Origin of the sequence: Mucilaginibacter defluvii, from assembly GCF_039543225.1 — a bacterium.
Classification (GTDB): domain Bacteria; phylum Bacteroidota; class Bacteroidia; order Sphingobacteriales; family Sphingobacteriaceae; genus Mucilaginibacter; species Mucilaginibacter defluvii.
Window position 1 is genome coordinate 1,825,087 of the sequence record NZ_BAABJI010000002.1, and the last position, 20,298, is coordinate 1,845,384.

General features: G+C 46.2%; 17 protein-coding genes. 16 read left to right on the forward strand and 1 reads right to left on the reverse strand.

Annotated features, from left to right (window positions below; genetic code table 11):
* Positions 1 to 22: 22 nt before the first annotated feature.
* The 5 genes from murC to ABD960_RS14325 all read left to right on the forward strand — a co-directional run bounded on the left by murC (position 23) and on the right by ABD960_RS14325 (position 5,807).
* Positions 23 to 1,381: a UDP-N-acetylmuramate--L-alanine ligase gene (murC, locus tag ABD960_RS14305; RefSeq protein ID WP_345332838.1), complete on the forward strand. Its 1,359-nt coding sequence runs from the start codon at positions 23 to 25 to the stop codon at positions 1,379 to 1,381.
* Positions 1,371 to 2,243 (forward strand): cell division protein FtsQ/DivIB, encoded by an 873-nt coding sequence (locus tag ABD960_RS14310; protein WP_345331834.1) that lies wholly within the window; start codon positions 1,371 to 1,373, stop codon positions 2,241 to 2,243. Before murC ends, ABD960_RS14310 begins: the two co-directional genes overlap by 11 nt.
* 1 nt (position 2,244) lies before the next feature.
* A complete protein-coding gene (gene ftsA / locus ABD960_RS14315; protein ID WP_345331835.1) occupies positions 2,245 to 3,600 on the forward strand; it encodes a cell division protein FtsA in 1,356 nt (451 codons plus the stop codon).
* A 126-nt stretch (positions 3,601 to 3,726) separates the two neighbouring features.
* Positions 3,727 to 5,322, forward strand: coding sequence for a cell division protein FtsZ (gene ftsZ, locus ABD960_RS14320; RefSeq protein ID WP_345331836.1), 1,596 nt, complete (start codon positions 3,727 to 3,729; stop codon positions 5,320 to 5,322).
* Positions 5,323 to 5,630: 308 nt separating this feature from the next.
* The gene (locus ABD960_RS14325) at positions 5,631 to 5,807 is read left to right on the forward strand and encodes a histone H1 (protein ID WP_194101056.1); all 177 of its coding nucleotides are present in this window, start codon (positions 5,631 to 5,633) and stop codon (positions 5,805 to 5,807) included.
* A gap of 61 nt (positions 5,808 to 5,868) precedes the next feature.
* Here the strand turns inward: ABD960_RS14325 and dapA are convergent, their stop codons facing one another.
* Positions 5,869 to 6,750, reverse strand: a complete 882-nt coding sequence (gene dapA, locus ABD960_RS14330; RefSeq protein ID WP_345332840.1) for a 4-hydroxy-tetrahydrodipicolinate synthase — start codon at positions 6,748 to 6,750, stop codon at positions 5,869 to 5,871.
* Positions 6,751 to 7,106: 356 nt separating this feature from the next.
* Between dapA and atpD the strand changes: the two genes are divergently transcribed.
* The 11 genes from atpD to ABD960_RS14385 all read left to right on the forward strand — a co-directional run bounded on the left by atpD (position 7,107) and on the right by ABD960_RS14385 (position 20,292).
* On the forward strand, positions 7,107 to 8,612 hold the full coding sequence (atpD, locus tag ABD960_RS14335; protein WP_345331837.1) for a F0F1 ATP synthase subunit beta: 1,506 nt from the start codon (positions 7,107 to 7,109) through the stop codon (positions 8,610 to 8,612).
* Between the two features lie 88 nt (positions 8,613 to 8,700).
* Complete coding sequence (gene atpC / locus ABD960_RS14340) at positions 8,701 to 8,949, forward strand: ATP synthase F1 subunit epsilon (protein ID WP_194101054.1); 249 nt, start codon at positions 8,701 to 8,703, stop codon at positions 8,947 to 8,949.
* Between the two features lie 341 nt (positions 8,950 to 9,290).
* Positions 9,291 to 10,997, forward strand: a complete 1,707-nt coding sequence (gene ilvD / locus ABD960_RS14345; RefSeq protein ID WP_345331838.1) for a dihydroxy-acid dehydratase — start codon at positions 9,291 to 9,293, stop codon at positions 10,995 to 10,997.
* Positions 10,998 to 11,153: 156 nt separating this feature from the next.
* On the forward strand, positions 11,154 to 12,893 hold the full coding sequence (gene ilvB, locus ABD960_RS14350; protein ID WP_345331839.1) for a biosynthetic-type acetolactate synthase large subunit: 1,740 nt from the start codon (positions 11,154 to 11,156) through the stop codon (positions 12,891 to 12,893).
* Between the two features lie 59 nt (positions 12,894 to 12,952).
* Positions 12,953 to 13,600 (forward strand): acetolactate synthase small subunit, encoded by a 648-nt coding sequence (gene ilvN, locus ABD960_RS14355; protein ID WP_345331840.1) that lies wholly within the window; start codon positions 12,953 to 12,955, stop codon positions 13,598 to 13,600.
* A 125-nt stretch (positions 13,601 to 13,725) separates the two neighbouring features.
* Positions 13,726 to 14,784, forward strand: coding sequence for a ketol-acid reductoisomerase (gene ilvC / locus ABD960_RS14360; RefSeq protein ID WP_232178314.1), 1,059 nt, complete (start codon positions 13,726 to 13,728; stop codon positions 14,782 to 14,784).
* Positions 14,785 to 14,929: 145 nt separating this feature from the next.
* A complete protein-coding gene (gene leuC, locus ABD960_RS14365; RefSeq protein WP_345331841.1) occupies positions 14,930 to 16,348 on the forward strand; it encodes a 3-isopropylmalate dehydratase large subunit in 1,419 nt (472 codons plus the stop codon).
* Positions 16,349 to 16,393: 45 nt separating this feature from the next.
* Positions 16,394 to 16,987, forward strand: coding sequence for a 3-isopropylmalate dehydratase small subunit (leuD, locus tag ABD960_RS14370; protein WP_345331842.1), 594 nt, complete (start codon positions 16,394 to 16,396; stop codon positions 16,985 to 16,987).
* A 79-nt stretch (positions 16,988 to 17,066) separates the two neighbouring features.
* Positions 17,067 to 18,137: a 3-isopropylmalate dehydrogenase gene (leuB, locus tag ABD960_RS14375; RefSeq protein WP_345331843.1), complete on the forward strand. Its 1,071-nt coding sequence runs from the start codon at positions 17,067 to 17,069 to the stop codon at positions 18,135 to 18,137.
* 101 nt (positions 18,138 to 18,238) lie between these two features.
* Positions 18,239 to 18,997: a class I SAM-dependent methyltransferase gene (locus ABD960_RS14380; protein ID WP_345331844.1), complete on the forward strand. Its 759-nt coding sequence runs from the start codon at positions 18,239 to 18,241 to the stop codon at positions 18,995 to 18,997.
* 131 nt (positions 18,998 to 19,128) lie between these two features.
* Positions 19,129 to 20,292 (forward strand): 2-isopropylmalate synthase, encoded by a 1,164-nt coding sequence (locus ABD960_RS14385; protein WP_345331845.1) that lies wholly within the window; start codon positions 19,129 to 19,131, stop codon positions 20,290 to 20,292.
* Positions 20,293 to 20,298: the final 6 nt, after the last annotated feature.

The following is a 20,298-nucleotide window of genomic DNA, read 5'->3' on the forward strand; positions in this document are numbered from 1 at the left end:
GGGGCCTTATTTTAAAGTGATGATGGAATTAAGCAACATAAAACGGGTTTACCTGGTGGGCATAGGCGGCATAGGCATGAGTGGCCTTGCGCGCTATTTCCATCAACTGGGCTGTGTTGTTTGCGGGTACGACAAAACATCAACCGATTTAACTGATAGCCTGCATAACGAGGGCATATGCATCATATTTGAGGACGAACCGGCCGAGATACAAATAAGCTTTAGGCAGCCCGATGATAGTACGCTTGTCATCTACACCCCTGCTATACCTAAGGATTCGGCAATACTGAACTTTTTTACGGGCAAGGGCTTTACATTGCATAAACGCTCGCAGGTATTGGGTTTGATCAGCGCCAGCAAGTATACCATAGCGGTAGCCGGCACACATGGCAAAACCACTACTTCCAGTATGATCGCCCATATCCTGAAAGATTCGGGTACGGATTGTTCGGCATTTTTGGGCGGCATATCATCCAACTACCAAAGCAATGTGCTGTTCGGTAAAAACGATATTGTGGTGGTTGAGGCTGATGAGTACGATCGCTCCTTCCTTACCCTGCACCCTGATATTGCCGTGGTAACCTCGATGGATGCCGACCACCTGGATATTTATGGCGATCACTCGCATTTAACTGAGTCGTTTACGCTGTTCGCATCGCAGATAAAGCAAGGTGGCCAATTGATAAATAAGCAAGGCCTGCCACTGGCAAACGGCACTACCTACACCATAAACGGCGAGGCCGATGCCGTGGCGGAGAACATACGGGTGGAGAACGGTAACTTTTATTTCGACTTTAAAAACAACTCGGTAAGCATCAGCAATATTTGTTTGGGTATTGCCGGTTTACATAATATTGAAAATGCTGTTGCTGCCATCGAGGTAGCGCTGCGTTTAAATGTATCTGGCGAGGCTATCAAGAGCGCGCTCGAATCATTCAGAGGGGTTAAACGCCGCTTTGAATATATTGTAAAGATCGATAAACACATTTTTATTGATGATTACGCCCATCACCCCGAGGAGTTGCGCGCGGCTATATCATCTGTGAAAACTTTATATCCGGATAAAAAGCTGACCACCATATTTCAGCCGCACCTGTATACCCGCACCCGCGATTTTGCCGATGGCTTTGCCGAGGTGCTGGACATGAGCGACGAACTGCTGATGCTTGACATTTACCCCGCACGCGAATTGCCGATTGATGGTGTAAATTCAGAGCTGATACTCAGCAAGATGAAATTGTGGAATAAGCGCAAATGTGGAAAACAAGAAGCTATACAAATAATAGAAAATGAAAAACCTGAGCTACTTTTAACGGTGGGCGCAGGTGATATTGACCAGTTGGTGCAACCATTAAAAAAGGTGTTAGAAAATGTCGGGTAAACGCATATGGAACCGCATACTTGTTGGCTCGGCCTGGGTAATTTGCCTGGGTGGCCTGGTTGCGCTCATGAGTTTTATCGAGATAAAAAAGGCAGAAGTGGTTTGCAAGGGTATTAAAGTGTACATACCCGGCAACCAGTATTTTATTGACAGGCAGGAGGTAGATAATATTTTGCACACCACCAGCCACACGCTTGAGGGCCGCAGGTTGCAAAACATCAACATACACGAGCTGGAAAACCAGCTCAAGGCCAACCCTTTTGTAGAGTTTGCCAAGGTGTATACCGATATGGATGGGATGATTAAAGTAGAGATCATTCAGCGGCAGCCTATATTGCGCATCATCAACCGGTTCGATCAGGATTTTTATGTGGATCAGCACGGATTAAAGATGCCGCTGTCAAACAACTTTACGGCACGTGTGGTTGTAGCCAACGGATACATTGACGAGCTGTTTGCCAACCGGGTTGATACGCTGCATACCAAGTTGGCGGCATCGTTATACCAAACAGCCGGTTACATCCGTAAAGATTCGTTATGGGATGCGCAGGTAGCACAGATATATGTTAACCAGGCGCGCGAAATTGAGCTGATACCACGGGTAGGTAATCAAAAAATATTGTTAGGTAACGCCGATTCGCTGGATGTTAAATTCCGCAACCTTAAAGCCTTTTACACGCAGGCTTTACCAAAGGTGGGTTGGGACAAGTATAAAGCGCTTAACGTTAAATACACCAACCAGGTAATAGGCATCAAGAACGAAGACAGCAAGACCGACACCACCAGGAAGAAAAGCAATCCGGTAAAAACGGATACAACAACTAAACTGAATAACGATACATCGCAAATAAAACAACAGTAAAATGGACAAGGGTTTATCACAGGAGAAAAGTTCACCAATCATTGTAGGATTGGACATCGGGACTACAAAAATATGCGCCATTGTTGGCCGCCGCAGCAAAAACGGGAAGATAGAGGTATTGGGTATAGGCAAGGCGGAGTCGGCCGGTGTTACCCGTGGTATGGTGTCAAACATTGATAAAACCGTGCAGGGCATATCGCAGGCCGTTGATGTTGCAGGCACACAATCAAATGTTGAAATTAAGGTAGTGAACGTGGGTATTGCAGGGCAGCATATTAAAAGCCTGCAGCACCGTGGCCTGATAACCCGTCGCGATTTGCAAAGCGAAATATCACGCAAGGATATTGATAAGCTGATAGAAGACATGTATAACCTGGTGATGCCCCCGGGTGAAGAGATCATCCATGTACTGCCGCAGGAATTTACTGTTGACAACGAACCCGGCATTAAGGATCCAATCGGTATGGCAGGCGTACGTTTGGAGGCCAACTTCCATATCATATCCGGTCAGGTTACCGCTATTAAAAATATTGTTAAATGCGTAAACAAGGCACACCTGGAAAGTTCAGAGCTCATACTGGAGCCGCTGGCTTCGTCAGAGTCGGTATTGAGCGATGAAGAAAAAGAAGCCGGCGTGGTACTGGTTGATATTGGTGGCGGCACTACTGATGTGGCCATCTTTCATGAAGGTATCATTCGTCATACAGCCGTTATTCCGTTTGGCGGTAACAGCGTAACCGAGGATATCCGCGAGGGCTGTTCAGTAATGCGCAACATTGCTGAGCAACTGAAAGTGCGTTTCGGTTCGGCCTTGGCTGATGAAAACAAAGAGAACGAGATAGTTTGCGTACCGGGTTTGCGCGGTCGTGAGCCTAAAGAAATCTCTGTTAAAAACCTGGCATTCGTTATTCAGGCCCGTATGGAGGAGATTATTGAACATGTGTACTACGAGATCAAATCATCAGGCTACGAGAAAAAACTGATTGCCGGTATTGTAATAACCGGTGGCGGCGCGCAATTGAAACATCTTACCCAACTGGTTGAATATGTAACCGGGCTTGATTGCCGCGTAGGTTACCCTAACGAGCACCTGGCTAAAAATGAGGTTTTACCAAAAGGCATTTACGAAGAGCTACAAAGCCCAACGTTTGCTACCGGTATAGGCCTGCTGATAAAAGGTATTCAGAAAATGGAGTATGATACGCTTACACTTACCGCACCTGTTGTTGCCAAACCCGAAAAGGTGAAATACAGCGCCGGCAGCGAAGAGAAAAAATATGGCCTGCTTAGCAAAATATTAGAAAGCGGAAAAAAGTTTATTAAAGATGATATAAAAGATGAGGACTTTCTGAAGTAATTATTCACAAACGAAAACTTTTCCACAATATCGACAATTGTGGAAAAACATTGTGGAAAAAGTTATAATATTACGATAGAGAATTCTGACTGATCGTCAAAATACATTTAGCTGAAAACAAGAGATATGCAGTTCGAGATGTTAAAAGAAAAATCGTCAATCATCAAAGTAATTGGTGTTGGCGGTGGTGGTGGCAACGCTGTAAACCACATGTACAGGCAGGGAATTACCGGTGTCGACTTCATAATTTGTAATACCGATGCGCAGGCTCTTGAGCTTAGCCCTATCCCCAATAAAGTACAATTAGGCGCCAGCCTTACCGAAGGTATGGGCGCAGGTTCAATACCCGAAGTTGGCAAAAATTCAGCTATCGAGAATATTGACGATATAAAGGAAATGCTTGGCACCAATACCAAAATGCTGTTTATTACAGCAGGTATGGGTGGTGGCACCGGTACAGGCGCAAGCCCTATCATTGCCAAAGCAGCCCGCGAACTGGATATACTCACCGTAGGTATTATAACCACTCCGTTCTCATTTGAAGGCAAACGCCGTAAAATGCAGGCCGAGGAAGGTTTAGAAGAACTTAAGAAATATGTTGACTCTTACCTGGTAATATCAAACGACAGGCTGCGTCAGATATTCGGCAACCTTACCCTGGGTTCGGCATTTGGCCAGGCAGATAATATTTTGACCACGGCTGCCAAAGGTATTGCTGAAATTATTACCCTGCCGGGCTATATAAACGTTGACTTTAAGGATGTGCGCACCGTAATGAAAGATAGCGGTGTAGCCATAATGGGCAGCAGCGCTGCCGATGGTGAAAACCGTGCCCTTAAAGCGGTTGAAGGCGCCCTGGCATCGCCACTTTTAAAAGACAACGAAATTGAAGGTGCACGCTACATCCTGCTCAATATTACCTCGGGCGATAAAGAGGTAACCATGGATGAGGTAAGCGTGATCACTGATTATATTCAGGAAGAAGCCGGCCTTGCCGCCGACCTGATCTGGGGTAACTGCCGCGATGAAAATTTAGGCGATAAAATATCGGTAACGATCATCGCTACCGGTTTCCAAACTAAGGACGAGCGCGAGAAAGAGATCAGCAACAAGAAAGTAGTATCTATGCTGATACCTGAGGATGCGCCGATGGTTAAACCGGTTAACGAATTTATTAACCCGGTTAAGCCCGACGCGGTTGCCGAGCCTTACATGAAAGCTAAGGAAGAGATTAAACAAACCGGTTTATTTGACCTGTTTGCTTCACGCTCAACTGAAGATACCAACGCCCCTGTGGTTAGGCACCAGTTAACGCCTGAAGAGCCTAAAGCAGCAGCCGAGCCTGAGGCTACCGATTTTACTTTCAAAGTAACAGAATCGGTAATGCAATATCATGCCGTTGAGCCTGTACAACCGGAGTCTGAACCAACTCCGGAGCCTGTTGCCGGTGCTGATGATGATAAGACCGAGGAATCAATGGAAGAGCAACTGCGCAAATCGCGCGAGCGCATCATGCGGTTGAAAGACCTGAGCATGAAACTACGCTCAGGCAATCTGCAGGAAATGGAAAACGTTCCGGCTTACAAACGTAAGGAGATCGCGTTGCAGCAAACTCCTGCATCAAACGAAAGCCAGATCTCGCGCTTCTCCTTATTACCTGATGATGAAGGTAAAACTGAGATCAGGAACAACAATTCGTTTCTGCACGACAATGTAGACTAACTATTACCCAAACATATTCATCAAGCCCCTGCATTCCCCTTGCAGGGGCTTTTATTTTGCCATAAAATATCGAACAGCATCGGTAAGCTATCCCCATAAGCAACGCTTATAAATCGAGCATTAAGCCTTTGTTATATGATATTTTAGCAAGAAACAATCTAAATAACTGTCAATCAGTTGAAATGTGGAAAAAATAAGGGTTTTTGAGGTTCATTTTGGCAATCAAAATTTTTTTTTAAATAAAAACAATTTTAGATTAGCTTCAGTAAAACAATTAAACTCAATTATCTAAAAAGGAGTAACCTAAAATGAAAAAATTTAGCGAACTGAAAGAGCTCGTGTCTTCGCTGGAGACTGATGCCGAAAAATTCTACAGTAAAGGCAATAGCGCCGCGGGCACCCGTTTACGCAAAGGTTTGCAGGATCTTAAAAACTTAGCTCAAACTATCCGTTTGGAAGTTCAGGACACCAAGAACAAAGAGTAAGTATTAGGATTTTTTAAAGCACTGACCAATTAAAAACCGGCCGAAGCCGGTTTTTCTGTTTTTATGCTTTTATCTTATTAATTTCAGAAGCTATCGCCTGTTCGGTAGCGCTGCTTACCGGTGCCAGTGGCAGGCGCAGGTTATCGGCACAAATGCCCAATTGCTTTAACGCCGACTTCACCCCTGCCGGGTTGCCCTCTGCAAACATCAGGCGGGTAAATTCAATCAGGCTAAAGTGAGCTTTACGTGCGGTTTTAAAATCACCGGCCAGGCATTGGCGCACCATGTCGCTTAATTCGCGCGGCAGGGCGTTACCAACTACCGAGATCAAGCCGGCCCCACCCATAGCGATCAATGGCAGCGTAACCGGGTCATCGCCTGATATGAACAGGAAATCCTCGGGCATATCGCGCAGTATCTGGTTAAACTGGTCAAAATTACCCGCGGCCTCTTTTATACCGATGATATTATCAAAATCGTTAGCTAAGCGCACGGTAGTTTCGGGAGCAATGTTGCTACCTGTACGGCCCGGTACATTATACAATATTACAGGCAAAGCCGATGCCTGGGCAATGGCCTTATAATGCTGATATATCCCATCCTGCGTTGGTTTGTTATAATATGGGCTTACCGAGAGGATAGCATCATAACCGGTGCTATCAAAACCTTTTATCAACTCCACAACCTCGCGGGTATCATTACCGCCAATACCGGCAACCAGCGGTAAGCGACCGTTGTTTTTCTCCGCAACACACTTAAATATCTTCTTCTTCTCGTCCTTGCTCAGGGTGGCGCTCTCACCGGTTGTACCTAAAACAACGAGGTATTCTACCCCGCCGTCGATTAAATGTTCGATCAGGTTGTTTAACCCGTCGAAGTCTACCTGGCCGTCTGGCTGAAAAGGAGTCACCATCGCTACTCCTGTTCCGAAGAATTTGTTCATCATTATATGCTAAAGCCTGCTAAGATAGCAAAATTGAAAATTGTTGAGCAGATTGGTAGAGATTTTTATTGGTCCATGGTCGATAGTAGATAGACCATTGATGTTATATTTCTTGGAAATATAACATCAATCGCAATCTATTAAATTACAATTATCACCAACGAACTATCAACCTTGTGTATCTGAACCATTGACCATGAACTATAGACCATGGATTGCGAAGTAATTAACACTCGAAAAATCTTATTAACACGCTATAAATATTTCGTTATAAATCATAACTTTGCGCTCCGAATAGTATCCTGTTAAAGGAATGCTGTACAACACACTAAAATATTTTAATATCAGGTTATAATATGCCAAACACTGGAAAAATATCGCGGATCATCGGTCCCGTAGTTGACGTAAGCTTTAGCGAAGGCACTCTTCCTAAAATTTACAGCGCTTTAGAGATCACTAAACAAAACGGTCAGACAATTGTGCTTGAGGTACAACAACACCTTGGCGAAGACAGGGTACGTGCCATAGCCATGGATTCAACCGATGGTTTATTACGCGGTATGCCTGTTATCGACTTAGGCTCAGGTATTAAAATGCCTGTTGGCGAAGCTATCAAAGGCCGTGTATTTAACGTTGTTGGTGACCCTATTGACGGTATCGCAGCGCTTGACAAAACGAATGGCCGTGCTATACACAACCAGCCACCACGTTTTGAAGACCTGTCAACCGAAAGCGAAGTATTGTTTACCGGTATTAAGGTTATCGATTTATTGGAGCCTTACGCTAAAGGTGGTAAAATTGGTTTGTTTGGTGGTGCGGGTGTAGGTAAAACGGTATTGATCCAGGAGCTGATCAACAACATAGCGAAAGCGTATTCAGGTTTATCAGTATTTGCCGGTGTAGGCGAGCGTACCCGTGAAGGTAATGACCTTTTACGTGAGATGCTTGAATCAGGCATTATAAAATATGGTGATGAGTTTATGCACTCAATGGAAGAAGGCGGCTGGGACTTAACTAAAGTTGATGCCGAAGCTTTGAAAGATTCAAAAGCAACCTTCGTGTTCGGTCAGATGAACGAGCCTCCTGGCGCACGTGCACGTGTGGCGCTTTCAGGCTTAACTATTGCTGAGTACTTCCGCGATGGTGATGAGGAAGGTGGCAAAGGCCGTGATATCCTTTTCTTTATTGATAACATTTTCCGTTTCACCCAGGCAGGTTCTGAAGTATCGGCACTATTAGGCCGTATGCCATCAGCGGTAGGTTACCAGCCAACCCTGGCTACCGAGATGGGTTTGATGCAGGAGCGTATCACCTCTACCAAACGTGGTTCAATTACATCAGTACAGGCCGTTTACGTACCTGCGGATGACTTGACCGACCCTGCGCCGGCCACAACCTTCGCTCACTTGGATGCTACTACTGTACTTTCACGTAAAATTGCCGAGTTAGGTATCTACCCTGCGGTTGACCCACTGGATTCAACCTCACGTATCCTTAGCCCGGCTATCTTAGGCGACGAGCACTATAACACTGCTCAACGCGTTAAAGAAACCCTGCAACGTTACAAAGAGCTTCAGGATATCATCGCCATTTTGGGTATGGATGAGCTTTCTGAAGAGGATAAACTGGTTGTATCACGCGCCCGTCGTGTTCAGCGTTTCCTTTCACAGCCGTTCCACGTTGCCGAGCAATTTACCGGCTTAAAAGGTGTACTGGTTGACATTAAAGAAACCATCAAAGGTTTCAACATGATTATGGATGGTGAAGTTGACGAATACCCTGAAGCAGCCTTTAACCTTGTAGGTAACATTGAGGACGCTATTGAAAAAGGTAAAAAACTGTTAGCTGAAGCTAACGCTTAATATATAAGAGTCGAGAGTTAAGAAGTAAGAATTAAGACCAAAATTGCTTCTTAACTCTTGCTTCTTAACTCTAAAATCTAAACAATAAATGACTTTAGAAATTCTTACACCAGATAAAACAGTATTTGAGGGCGAAGCCGCTTCGGTTACCGTACCAGGCATACTGGGTGCTTTTGAAATACTTAATAACCACGCTCCTATTATTTCTATCCTGCAGGATGGCAAATTGATCGTGCGCGGTGGTTCGGTACAAAAAGAAACTTTTATTATTAAAGGCGGAGTTGTTGAAGCTGCCAATAATAAAGTTACCGTACTGGCTGAAGGTATTTCGCACTAACCTAAAAGAACGCAAAAAAAACGCCCCGGTAACAAGTTTACCGGGGCGTTTTTTTTGCGTTCTGTTTTCTGGTTTTTTACGTTTTCAGGCAGAATTTGAACAGTTTACTATGCACGCATAGAATACATACCGAATACCAATTTACTCTTTGGTACAATCAACAAAATATTTAATTTTATTTAAACACTATATATAAGAATATAATTTTATTAAAGTAATATATTAAGAATTAAATATTGTTTTAAATTTTTATCCGCGTCTATTGCGATAAAAAGCCTGTCTTTCTACCTTACAATATCAATTATTAACCTTAACACCGGTTTATAAAATATACAAAGATAATGAGCGATACTACAGATACTTTACAGGCTGTTGAATTAAACAAATACAGCAAAACCCTAACGCAGGACCCTACCCAACCGGCGGCACAAGCCATGCTTTACGGCATTGGCCTTACCGACGAAGATATGAAGAAGGCGCAGGTGGGCGTAGCCAGTATGGGTTATGATGGCAATACCTGTAACATGCATCTGAACGATCTGGCTAAGGTGGTTAAACAAGGTATATGGGACGAAGGTCTGGTAGGTTTAATATTTAACACTATAGGCGTAAGCGATGGCATGAGCAACGGTACCGAAGGTATGCGTTACTCGCTGGTTAGCCGTGATGTTATTGCCGACTCCATCGAGGCTGTTTGCGGCGCGCAGTATTATGATGGCCTGATTACCCTGCCGGGTTGCGACAAAAATATGCCGGGCTCACTGATCGCCATGGGTCGGCTTAACCGCCCGTCGATCATGGTATACGGTGGCACCATTAAACCCGGCCACTGGAAGGGTGAGGATTTGAACATCGTATCGGCATTTGAGGCTTTAGGTAAAAAGATAGCCGGCCAGATTGACGATGTTGATTTTATGGGTGTAGTTAAAAATGCCTGCCCGAGCGCGGGTGCCTGCGGCGGTATCTACACGGCAAACACCATGGCCGCGGCTATTGAGGCTATGGGCATGAGCTTACCTTACTCATCATCAAATCCTGCATTAAGCGAAGAAAAACAAGCGGAATGCCGCGCGGCCGGTAAGGCCATTAAGGTATTGCTTGAAAAAGATATTAAGCCAAGCGACATCATGACGCGTAAGGCTTTCGAGAACGCCATCATCACCATTATGGTAATGGGCGGCTCAACCAACGCTGTGTTACACCTTATCGCGATAGCGAAAAGCGTTGGCGTAAAATTAACTCAGGACGATTTCCAGGAACTGACCAACCGTACTCCCCTGCTGGCCGATATGAAGCCAAGCGGCAAGTACATGATGGAAGACCTGCACAAGGTAGGTGGTGTACCTGCGGTAATGAAATACCTGTTGAAGTTAGGCTGGCTACACGGTGAATGTTTAACCGTAACCGGTAAAACCCTAGCCGAAAACCTTGCTGATGTACCTGAGCTGGATTTTGATACGCAAAAGATCATTCTGCCGGTAGATAAAGCCATTAAGGCAACAGGCCACCTGCAAATTTTGTACGGTAATATTGCCGAGGGCGGCAGCGTTGCCAAAATAACCGGTAAAGAGGGCGAGCGCTTTGAAGGCCCCGCCCGTGTGTTCGATGGTGAATTTGAATTGATTGACGGTATTATGACGGGGCGAGTCAAACCGGGTGATGTGGTGGTAATCCGCAACGTGGGCCCGAAGGGTGCGCCCGGTATGCCTGAAATGCTAAAGCCAACATCGGCCATATTTGGCGCGGGTTTGGGCAGCTCAGTAGCTTTGATAACCGACGGGCGCTTTTCGGGCGGTACACACGGATTCGTAGTTGGCCACATCACCCCCGAAGCATTTGAGGGGGGCCTGATAGCACTGGTTAAAGATGATGACCGTATAGAGATCGATGCCATCAACAATACCATCAACGTAAAACTAAGCGACGAGGAAATAGCCGCCCGCAGGGCACAATGGCAGCAACCGCCGCTTAAAGTAACCAAAGGCCTGCTTTACAAATACGCAAAAACCGTAAGCACGGCCGCCGAAGGTTGTGTTACGGATGAGTAAGTCTGAACCGGAATTTTCAGAATTAGGGAATTAACAGTATGAGTATAAATGTCAATTAGTAAAAATTCTGCTCATTATAAAATTCTGAAAATTCAGGTTCAAGAATAAAATAAAGAAATAACATTCGAGTCGATATTCGAAATAAAATAAGAGATTATGGAAGTTGCACAACAGGAAATACCTGCACCAGCCAAAACCAAAGAAACTGTAGAGGTGTCGGGTTCAGTTGCATTGCTTGAGGCGTTGATAGCTGAGGGTACCGATACCATTTTCGGTTATCCGGGTGGGGCTATTATGCCTATTTATGATGCTTTGTATGATTATAACGAGAAGCTGAACCACGTACTGGTGCGCCATGAACAAGGTGGTATTCACGCCGGGCAAGGTTATGCACGCACATCGGGCAAGGTTGGCGTAGTGTTCGCTACAAGCGGACCGGGTGCTACCAACCTGGTTACCGGTTTGGCCGACGCGCAGATTGACAGCACGCCACTGGTTTGCATCACCGGGCAGGTATTCGCACACTTGTTAGGTACTGATGCCTTCCAGGAAACCGACGTGATCAACATCACTACACCGGTTACCAAATGGAACTACCAGGTAACGGATGCTAACGAGATACCGGAAGTTATCGCTAAGGCATTTTACATCGCTCGCAGCGGTCGCCCAGGCCCGGTATTGATCGACATTACCAAGAACGCGCAGATACAAAAATTTAACTTTGAGGGATATGTGCCTTGCAACCATATCCGCAGCTACAGGCCGAAACCTATAGTGCGTAAACAGTATATTGAAGAGGCTGCAGCGCTTATCAACCAAGCAAAAAAACCTTTTGTGCTTTGGGGCCAGGGTGTAATTTTAGGCAGTGCCGAGCAGGAATTTAAAGCTTTTATTGAAAAAGCAGGCATTCCATCAGCATGGACAATTTTAGGTGTAGGCGCTATCCCGACAGATCACCCACTAAACGTAGGTATGCTGGGGATGCATGGTAACTACGGTCCTAACGTATTAACCAATGAGTGCGATGTATTGATCGCCATCGGTATGCGTTTTGATGACCGCGTAACCGGCCGGTTAGATAAATATGCCAAACAAGCCAAGGTGATCCACCTTGATATTGATCCGGCCGAGATTGACAAGAACGTACAAACCACCGTACCGGTATGGGGCGACTGTAAGGAAACCCTTCCCCTGCTTACCGAACTGGTAGAAGCGAAAGCACATACCGAGTGGCTGGCAAAATTTAACGACTTTACCCAAAAAGAAGTGGAGGCGGTTATCCATAAGGAACTAAACCCGGATACCGAGGAAATGACCATGGGCGAAGTGGTAAGGGTATTGAACGAGCTTACCGGCGGCGATGCCGTTATTGTTACCGACGTGGGCCAGCACCAGATGGTGGGCTGCCGTTATGCCAAATTCAACAAAACCCGCAGCAACGTAACCAGCGGTGGCTTAGGTACCATGGGCTTTGCCCTGCCTGCAGCTATAGGCGCTAAGTTTGGTGCGCAGGATCGCCCGGTAGTTGCCATTATTGGCGATGGCGGCTTCCAGATGACCTTACAAGAACTGGGTACCATTATGCAAACCGGCGTTAACGTAAAGATCATCATCCTGAACAATCGCTTTTTAGGTATGGTACGCCAGTGGCAGGAGCTGTTCAACGAGCGCCGTTACTCGTTTGTGGATATCCAAAGTCCGGATTTTGTACGCGTGGCAAGCGGTTATGGCATTGCGGGCAAATCTGTGAACGATCGCGCTGAACTAACCGCGGCATTAGAGCAGATGCTTAACCACAATGGTTCATTCCTACTGGAAGTAATGGTTACTAAAGAGAATAACGTATTCCCGATGGTACCACAAGGTTGCAGCGTTTCTGAAATCAGGCTTAAATAACACCCCTCCCGGCCTCCCCCAAGGGGAGGTGCGATAAAACTTTCAAAAGAATTTAGATCATGACAAACACATTAAATGAAGATAAAAAAGTCCTCCCTGCCAGGGAGGATTTAGGTGGGGTTAAACAGGAATTCAACATAACGGTATATACCGAAAACCAAATTGGTCTTTTAAACCGAATTGCTATTATATTTACACGCCGTAAGATTAATATCGACAGCCTGAACACTTCGCCATCAGAGGTTGACAGCATACACCGCTTCACCATCGTGATAAACGAAACGGAAGATGTAGTACGTAAGTTATGCCGCCAGATTGAAAAACAGGTAGAAGTATTGAAAGTATACTATCATACCAATGCTGATGTGATTTGGCAGGAAATGGCGCTTTACAAGGTATCAACCAACGTAATTGCCGAGCAGGTAAGCGTTGAGCGTTTATTGCGCGAAAATGGTGCCCGCGCGGTGGTGATCCGTAAGGATTACACGGTGTTTGAAACCACCGGCCACCGTGAAGAGACCGAATCGCTTATAAAAATTCTTCAGCCTTACGGCCTGATCGAATTTGTACGCAGCGCCCGGGTAGCCATTATTAAGAACAGCGAAGGCTTTAACGCCAAACTACGCGAATTTGAAAGGCTTGAACCGGGTGAAGAAGTGATTGAGAATGAATATTTAAACCAGGGGCAGAAGGTGTTTACGATGTAATCCCATTTTAAAAGCACCATCGCGACGTGCGAAGTAATGGTGCATACAACAAGTAACTAAGAACTAAAAACAATAAAACCAAGGTGAAACGCCTGTAAGCGCATCACACAACAAAACAAAAAAACATGGCAAAATTAAATTTCGGCGGTACTGAAGAAAATGTAGTTACCCGCGAGGAGTTCCCTTTATCAAAAGCGCAGGACGTACTTAAAAACGAAACTGTAGCCGTTATTGGTTACGGTGTTCAAGGTCCGGGCCAGGCTTTAAACCAAAAAGACAATGGCATTAACGTAATTGTTGGTCAGCGTAAAAACTCTAAAACCTGGGATAAAGCGATTGCTGATGGCTTTGTACCCGGCGAAACTCTTTTTGAAATTGAAGAAGCCCTTGAAAAAGGTACCATTATTTGCTACCTGCTTAGCGACGCTGCGCAGATCGAGCTTTGGCCAACTGTTAAAAAACACTTAACTCCGGGTAAGGCATTATATTTCTCTCACGGTTTCGGTATCACTTTTAATGAGCAAACCGGCATTGTTCCTCCGGCTGATGTTGACGTATTCCTGGTTGCCCCTAAAGGTTCAGGTACTTCACTGCGCCGTATGTTTTTGCAAGGCCGTGGCTTAAATTCAAGCTTCGCTATCTTCCAGGATGCTACCGGTAAAGCATGGGAGCGTGTTATTGCACTGGGTATCGCTGTAGGTAGCGGTTACCTGTTTGAAACTGATTTCAAGAAAGAAGTATTCAGCGACCTTACCGGCGAGCGTGGTACTTTGATGGGTTGTATCCAAGGCATCTTCGCCGCACAATACGATGTATTGCGCAGCAATGGCCACACACCATCTGAGGCATTTAACGAAACTGTTGAGGAGCTGACCCAATCATTAATGCCTTTAGTTGCTGAAAACGGCATGGACTGGATGTACGCCAACTGCTCAACCACTGCACAACGCGGCGCGCTTGACTGGTGGAAAAAATTCCGTGACGCTACTAAACCGGTGTTTGAAGAATTATACAACAGCGTTGCTACCGGCAAAGAGTCACAACGTTCTATCGACTCAAACAGCCAGCCTGATTACCGTGAAAAACTTAACGCCGAACTTGCTGAACTACGTGACAGCGAATTATGGCAGGCAGGTAAAACTGTACGCAGCCTTCGCCCCGAGAACCAGGCGGTAGAAGCGTAACATTAGCCGAAAGCCACAAAAATAACTCATCCCCCTTTGCTTGTGCAAAGGGGGATATATTGCAAAAGCGATGATTGAGTTAAACATGTAATGGGCAACCTAACTGACTATCGCACATTACATATACAATAGGACAAAAAGAAAAATGGCAAAGACATTATTTGATAAGATTTGGGATGCCCACGTTGTTAGCAGCAAGGAGGGATTTCCGGATATTTTGTACATCGATACACACTTTATCCACGAGGTTACCAGTCCGCAGGCTTTTGACGGATTGCGCCAGCGTGGATTACCTGTTTTCAGGCCGAAGCAAACCGTTGCCACGGCCGATCACAACGTACCTACCTGGGATCAGCACCTGCCTATCAAGGAGGAGCTATCGCGTTACCAGGTGGATATGCTTACAAAAAACTGCGCCGAATTTGGCGTTGAACTTTATGGCCTCGGCCACCCATACCAGGGCATAGTGCACGTAATAGGCCCAGAGCTGGGCATAACCCGCCCCGGCAGCACTTATGTTTGCGGCGACAGCCATACCTCTACCCACGGCGCCTTCGGGTCGATAGCGTTTGGTATTGGCACATCACAGGTTGAGCAGGTACTGGCCACCCAGTGCTTACTGCAATCGCGCCCTAAACGCATGAAAATTGAAGTTAACGGCACCCTGCAAAAAGGCGTGGGTGCAAAAGATATAATACTATACATCATCAGCAAAATATCGGCCGCAGGCGGTACCGGTTACTTTGTTGAATATGCCGGTGATACCATCCGTTCGCTGAGCATGGAAGGCCGCATGACCATCTGCAATATGAGCATCGAAATGGGTGCCCGCGGTGGTTTAATAGCGCCCGACCAAACCACTATCGACTATGTAAAAGGTCGTGAATTTGCCCCTAAAGGCGAAGAATGGGATAAAGCCGTAGCCTATTGGGAAACACTTTACTCTGACGACGATGCCGAGTTTGATTCGGTATTAACCTTTAATGCCGAAGATATTGAGCCGATGATCACCTACGGTACTAATCCGGGTATGGGCATCGGTGTTACACAACAGGTACCCGCTACGGAGGATTTTGAGGCTAAGGAACAAGGCTCATACAAAAAAGCCCTTGATTATATGGGCCTGCACGATAATGAGCAGTTGTTAGGCAAACCGATCGACTATGTATTCATTGGTAGTTGTACCAACTCCCGTATTGAGGATCTGCGCCAGGTGGCCGCCTTTGTAAAAGGCAAACACAAGGCCGAGAATGTTACGGTTTGGGTAGTACCCGGCTCAAAACAAGTAGAACAACAAGCCATAGCCGAAGGCTTGGACAAGATATTTGAATCAGCAGGCTTCCCGCTGCGCGAACCGGGTTGCAGCGCATGTTTAGGCATGAACGAGGACAAGATACCGGCAGGTAAATACTGCGTATCAACCTCAAACCGCAACTTTGAAGGCCGCCAGGGACCAAACTCCCGCACCTTGTTAGCCAGCCCGCTAACCGCTGCTGCTGCAGCTATTACCGGTAGAGTTACTGATATTAGAGAAATGCTGAACGAGGAGGAATTAGTCGGTTAACATCTTCATTGCTTCGTACCTCGCAATGAAGTGAACAAAATCATCATGACAAAAATATTCAAACATATACAAACCACCGTGGTGCCTCTGCCTATCGAGAATATTGATACAGATCAGATCATTCCCGCGCGTTTTTTGAAGGCCACTACCCGTGAGGGCTTCGGCAATAACCTTTTCCGCGATTGGCGCTTTGACGAGAACGATCAGCCAAAAGCCGATTTCGTATTAAACCACCCCACCTACAGCGGTAAGGTGCTGGTAGCTGGCAAAAACTTTGGTTGCGGCAGTAGTCGTGAACATGCGGCCTGGGCCATATCTGATTATGGTTTTGATGCCGTGGTAAGCAGCTTTTTTGCCGACATATTTAAGGGCAATGCCCTTAACAATGGCTTGCTGCCGGTACAGGTGAGCGACGATTTCCTGAAAAAGATTTTCGATGCGGTATTTGCCGATCATACTACCGTTGTAGACATTGACCTTGAAAACCAGGTGATCAAAATCTCAACAACTGGCGAACAAGAAAGCTTCGAGATCAATCCGTATAAAAAAGCCTGTTTAATAAACGGGTACGATGATATTGATTACATACTGAGCAACAGGGCAGCGGTAGAGGAATTTGAAAAGGCCCCTAATCCCTAAAGGGGAACCGGAGAGCCGATTCAATAATTATAACATACATATTAAACACTTATTCCCCCTTTAGGGGGTTAGGGGGCAAATGAAAAAACACATTTTAGTAATACCAGGCGACGGCATCGGGCCGGAGGTTACTACCTGGGGTAAGGCGGTACTGGAAAAGGTTGGCGCGGCAGGCGGACATGAATTTACGTTTGACGAGGCGCTGATGGGTCATGCAGCCATTGAGGCAACCGGTAACCCGCTGCCTGATGAAACTCTGGAAAAAGCAAAAGCCAGTGATGCCATCCTTTTTGGTGCCATCGGCCATATAAAATACGATAACGATCCATCGGCGAAGGTTCGCCCGGAGCAGGGATTGTTAAAGATACGCAAGGAACTTGGCCTGTATGCCAACCTGCGCCCCATCATGCTGTTTGATGAGTTGCTGGATGCATCAAGCCTGAAGCCTGAAATTCTAAGGGGAACGGATATTCTGTTCTTCCGCGAACTGACAGGCGATGTTTACTTTGGCGAGAAGAAACGCAGCGAAGACCGCAACACAGCTTCTGATCTAATGATCTATCATCGTTATGAGGTTGAGCGCATTGCAACAAAGGCATATGAAGCTGCCCGCGCGCGTGGCAAACGCCTGTGCTCGGTTGATAAGGCTAACGTATTGGAGGCATCGCGCCTGTGGCGTGAGGTTGTGCAGGAAGTAGCCAAAAACTACCCTGACGTTGAAACCGAACACATGTTTATTGATAACGCCGCCATGCAACTGGTTAAAAACCCTAAAAAGTTTGATGTGGTGCTTACCGCCAACCTTTTTGGTGATATCCTGACCGATGAGGCTTCGCAGATCGCGGGCTCAATGGGTATGCTTGCTTCTGCCTCGGTAGGTGATGGCACCGGCTTTTTTGAGCCTATCCACGGTTCGGCGCATGATATTGCCGGGCAGGATAAAGCCAACCCGCTGGCTTCTATCCTATCCGTAGCGCTGATGTTCGAGATCAGCTTCGGCCTGAAAGAGGAAGCTAAAAAGATAACCGACGCTATCGACAAAGTACTAAAAGACGGCTACCGCACCGGCGACATTGCCGATGCCAACACCGACAAAGCCAAAATATTAGGCACCACCGCCATGGGCCAAAAAGTACTGGAATATTTGTAACCCTCCCGGCCTCCCCAAAGGGAGGAGATTAACGAGGAGTTGCCATTATAATTTAAAAAAAAAGAGCCTCTCCCCTTTGGGGAGATAAGAGAGGGGTACCAATGAAATGGAACGCTGAATTATACGACCAAAAACATGCCTTTGTATTTCAATACGGGGAGAATGTGTTGGAGTTACTGAACGCCCAACCCGGTGAGCATATACTCGACCTGGGCTGCGGTACCGGCTACCTTACACAGCAACTGCATGATTTAGGCGCTATAGTTAAAGGCACAGATAGCTCTGCAGAAATGATCCGCCAGGCTAAAGCCAATTACCCGGATGTTGATTTCGCAGTTGAAGATGCCACTAAATTTAAGGCGACCGAAAAGTATGATGCCGTTTTTAGCAATGCTGTTTTGCACTGGATAAAAAATGCCGATGCTATGATGGATTGTGTATACAAAAGCCTTAAACCCGGCGGTCGTTTTGTAGCCGAAATGGGTGGCAAAGGCAACGTACAACACCTGATAGCCGCTACCAAACAGGTATTGGAGCAGCACGGATATCATCGGCAGGCAAAAAGCGAAATATGGTATTTTCCATCATTGGGCGAATACACATCAAAACTGGAAGCACATGGTTTCAGGGTATCGTTCGCGGCGCACTTTGACCGCAAGACACCATTGCAGGATGGCGATCAGGGCGTAGCCAAATGGATCACCATGTTTGCGCCGCTGTATTTAGTGGGCGTGCCTGAACATGAAAAACAACAAATGTTGCAGGAAGTTACCGCCCTGCTTGAACCGCACTACAACGAAGGCGGGCAATGGTATGCTGACTATAAGCGCTTAAGGTTTATAGCAGTTAAAGAAAGTTAATAAAGATTTGAATATAAGATGTGAGATGATCATTCTCACCAAGCGTATAATTATAAAAAAACACCAGTGTAAGGTTTAGATAGGAACTTATATCCCGCATCTAATATCTCACATCTAAAAAGATTAAAAATATGTTACACGATCCCAACCGAGTCTACATCTTTGATACCACGCTGCGCGATGGCGAGCAGGTACCGGGTTGCCAGTTAACAACCCCTGAGAAAATTGAGATAGCACGCGAACTGGAAGCGCTCGGCGTGGACGTTATTGAAGCGGGCTTCCCTATCTCAAGCCCAGGCGATTTTCAAAGCGTTGTTGAAATATCAAAAGCCGTAAAAGAACCTACCGTTTGCGCTTTAACACGCGCTAACAAAGGTGATATTGATGCCGCTGTCGAGTCGCTTAAATATGCCAAACGCCCGCGTATACATACCGGTATCGGCTCGAGCGATATGCACATCAAGCACAAATTTAACAGCACCCGTGAGGAGATATTAGAGCGCGCTGTTGATGCCGTTAAATACGCCAAAAAGTTTGTTGAGGATATTGAGTTTTACGCCGAGGATGCCGGTCGTGCCGATATTGAGTACCTGGCCAAAATGGTTGAAGCCGTTATTGGCGCCGGTGCAACGGTAGTAAACATCCCCGATACTAATGGCTATTGTCTGCCCGATCAGTACGGCAGCAAGATCCGTTTCCTGAAAGAGAATGTACGCAATATCGATCAGGCCATTATATCGGTACATTGCCATAACGACTTGGGTTTGGCCACCGCCAACTCTATTGCCGGGTTACAAAACGGTGCCCGCCAGATTGAAGGCACCATTAATGGTATCGGCGAACGTGCAGGAAACACCTCTATTGAGGAAGTGGTAATGATCCTGAAAACGCATCAAACCCTTGGCCTGCATACCAATATCAACAGTACCAAGTTTTACGAGATGAGCCGCATGGTGAGCACCCAAATGCGTATGCCCGTTCAGCCGAATAAGGCTATCGTTGGGGCTAATGCTTTTGCACACAGCTCGGGCATACACCAGGATGGTTTCTTGAAAATGCGTGAGAATTACGAGATCATCCGTCCGGAAGATGTAGGTTTCCCGAGCGCGAGCATTGTGCTGACGGCCCGCAGCGGCCGCCATGCGTTGAAATTTCACCTGGAGCGCTTGGGCTTCCAGCTTAATAAAGAAGAACTGGCTGAAACTTACCAACGTTTTTTAACGCTGGCGGATAGCAAACTGGATATAAACGATACCGATCTGCAAGGTTTGATGGCTTATCGCTTAGTAAAATAATTATTG

Excerpts from the sequence above, each read along its gene's own strand:
- ilvB (WP_345331839.1), top strand. The coding sequence starts at position 11,154 with ATGGAAGTTGCACAACAGGAAATACCTGCACCAGCCAAAACCAAAGAA.
- ABD960_RS14310 (WP_345331834.1), top strand. The coding sequence starts at position 1,371 with ATGTCGGGTAAACGCATATGGAACCGCATACTTGTTGGCTCGGCCTGG.
- dapA (WP_345332840.1), bottom strand. The coding sequence starts at position 6,750 with ATGAACAAATTCTTCGGAACAGGAGTAGCGATGGTGACTCCTTTTCAG.
- leuD (WP_345331842.1), top strand. The coding sequence starts at position 16,394 with ATGACAAAAATATTCAAACATATACAAACCACCGTGGTGCCTCTGCCT.
- atpD (WP_345331837.1), top strand. The coding sequence starts at position 7,107 with ATGCCAAACACTGGAAAAATATCGCGGATCATCGGTCCCGTAGTTGAC.
- ftsA (WP_345331835.1), top strand. The coding sequence starts at position 2,245 with ATGGACAAGGGTTTATCACAGGAGAAAAGTTCACCAATCATTGTAGGA.
- leuB (WP_345331843.1), top strand. The coding sequence starts at position 17,067 with ATGAAAAAACACATTTTAGTAATACCAGGCGACGGCATCGGGCCGGAG.
- ilvD (WP_345331838.1), top strand. The coding sequence starts at position 9,291 with ATGAGCGATACTACAGATACTTTACAGGCTGTTGAATTAAACAAATAC.
- ilvN (WP_345331840.1), top strand. The coding sequence starts at position 12,953 with ATGACAAACACATTAAATGAAGATAAAAAAGTCCTCCCTGCCAGGGAG.
- ABD960_RS14385 (WP_345331845.1), top strand. The coding sequence starts at position 19,129 with ATGTTACACGATCCCAACCGAGTCTACATCTTTGATACCACGCTGCGC.
- ftsZ (WP_345331836.1), top strand. The coding sequence starts at position 3,727 with ATGCAGTTCGAGATGTTAAAAGAAAAATCGTCAATCATCAAAGTAATT.
- atpC (WP_194101054.1), top strand. The coding sequence starts at position 8,701 with ATGACTTTAGAAATTCTTACACCAGATAAAACAGTATTTGAGGGCGAA.
- ABD960_RS14380 (WP_345331844.1), top strand. The coding sequence starts at position 18,239 with ATGAAATGGAACGCTGAATTATACGACCAAAAACATGCCTTTGTATTT.
- murC (WP_345332838.1), top strand. The coding sequence starts at position 23 with ATGGAATTAAGCAACATAAAACGGGTTTACCTGGTGGGCATAGGCGGC.
- ABD960_RS14325 (WP_194101056.1), top strand. The coding sequence starts at position 5,631 with ATGAAAAAATTTAGCGAACTGAAAGAGCTCGTGTCTTCGCTGGAGACT.
- leuC (WP_345331841.1), top strand. The coding sequence starts at position 14,930 with ATGGCAAAGACATTATTTGATAAGATTTGGGATGCCCACGTTGTTAGC.
- ilvC (WP_232178314.1), top strand. The coding sequence starts at position 13,726 with ATGGCAAAATTAAATTTCGGCGGTACTGAAGAAAATGTAGTTACCCGC.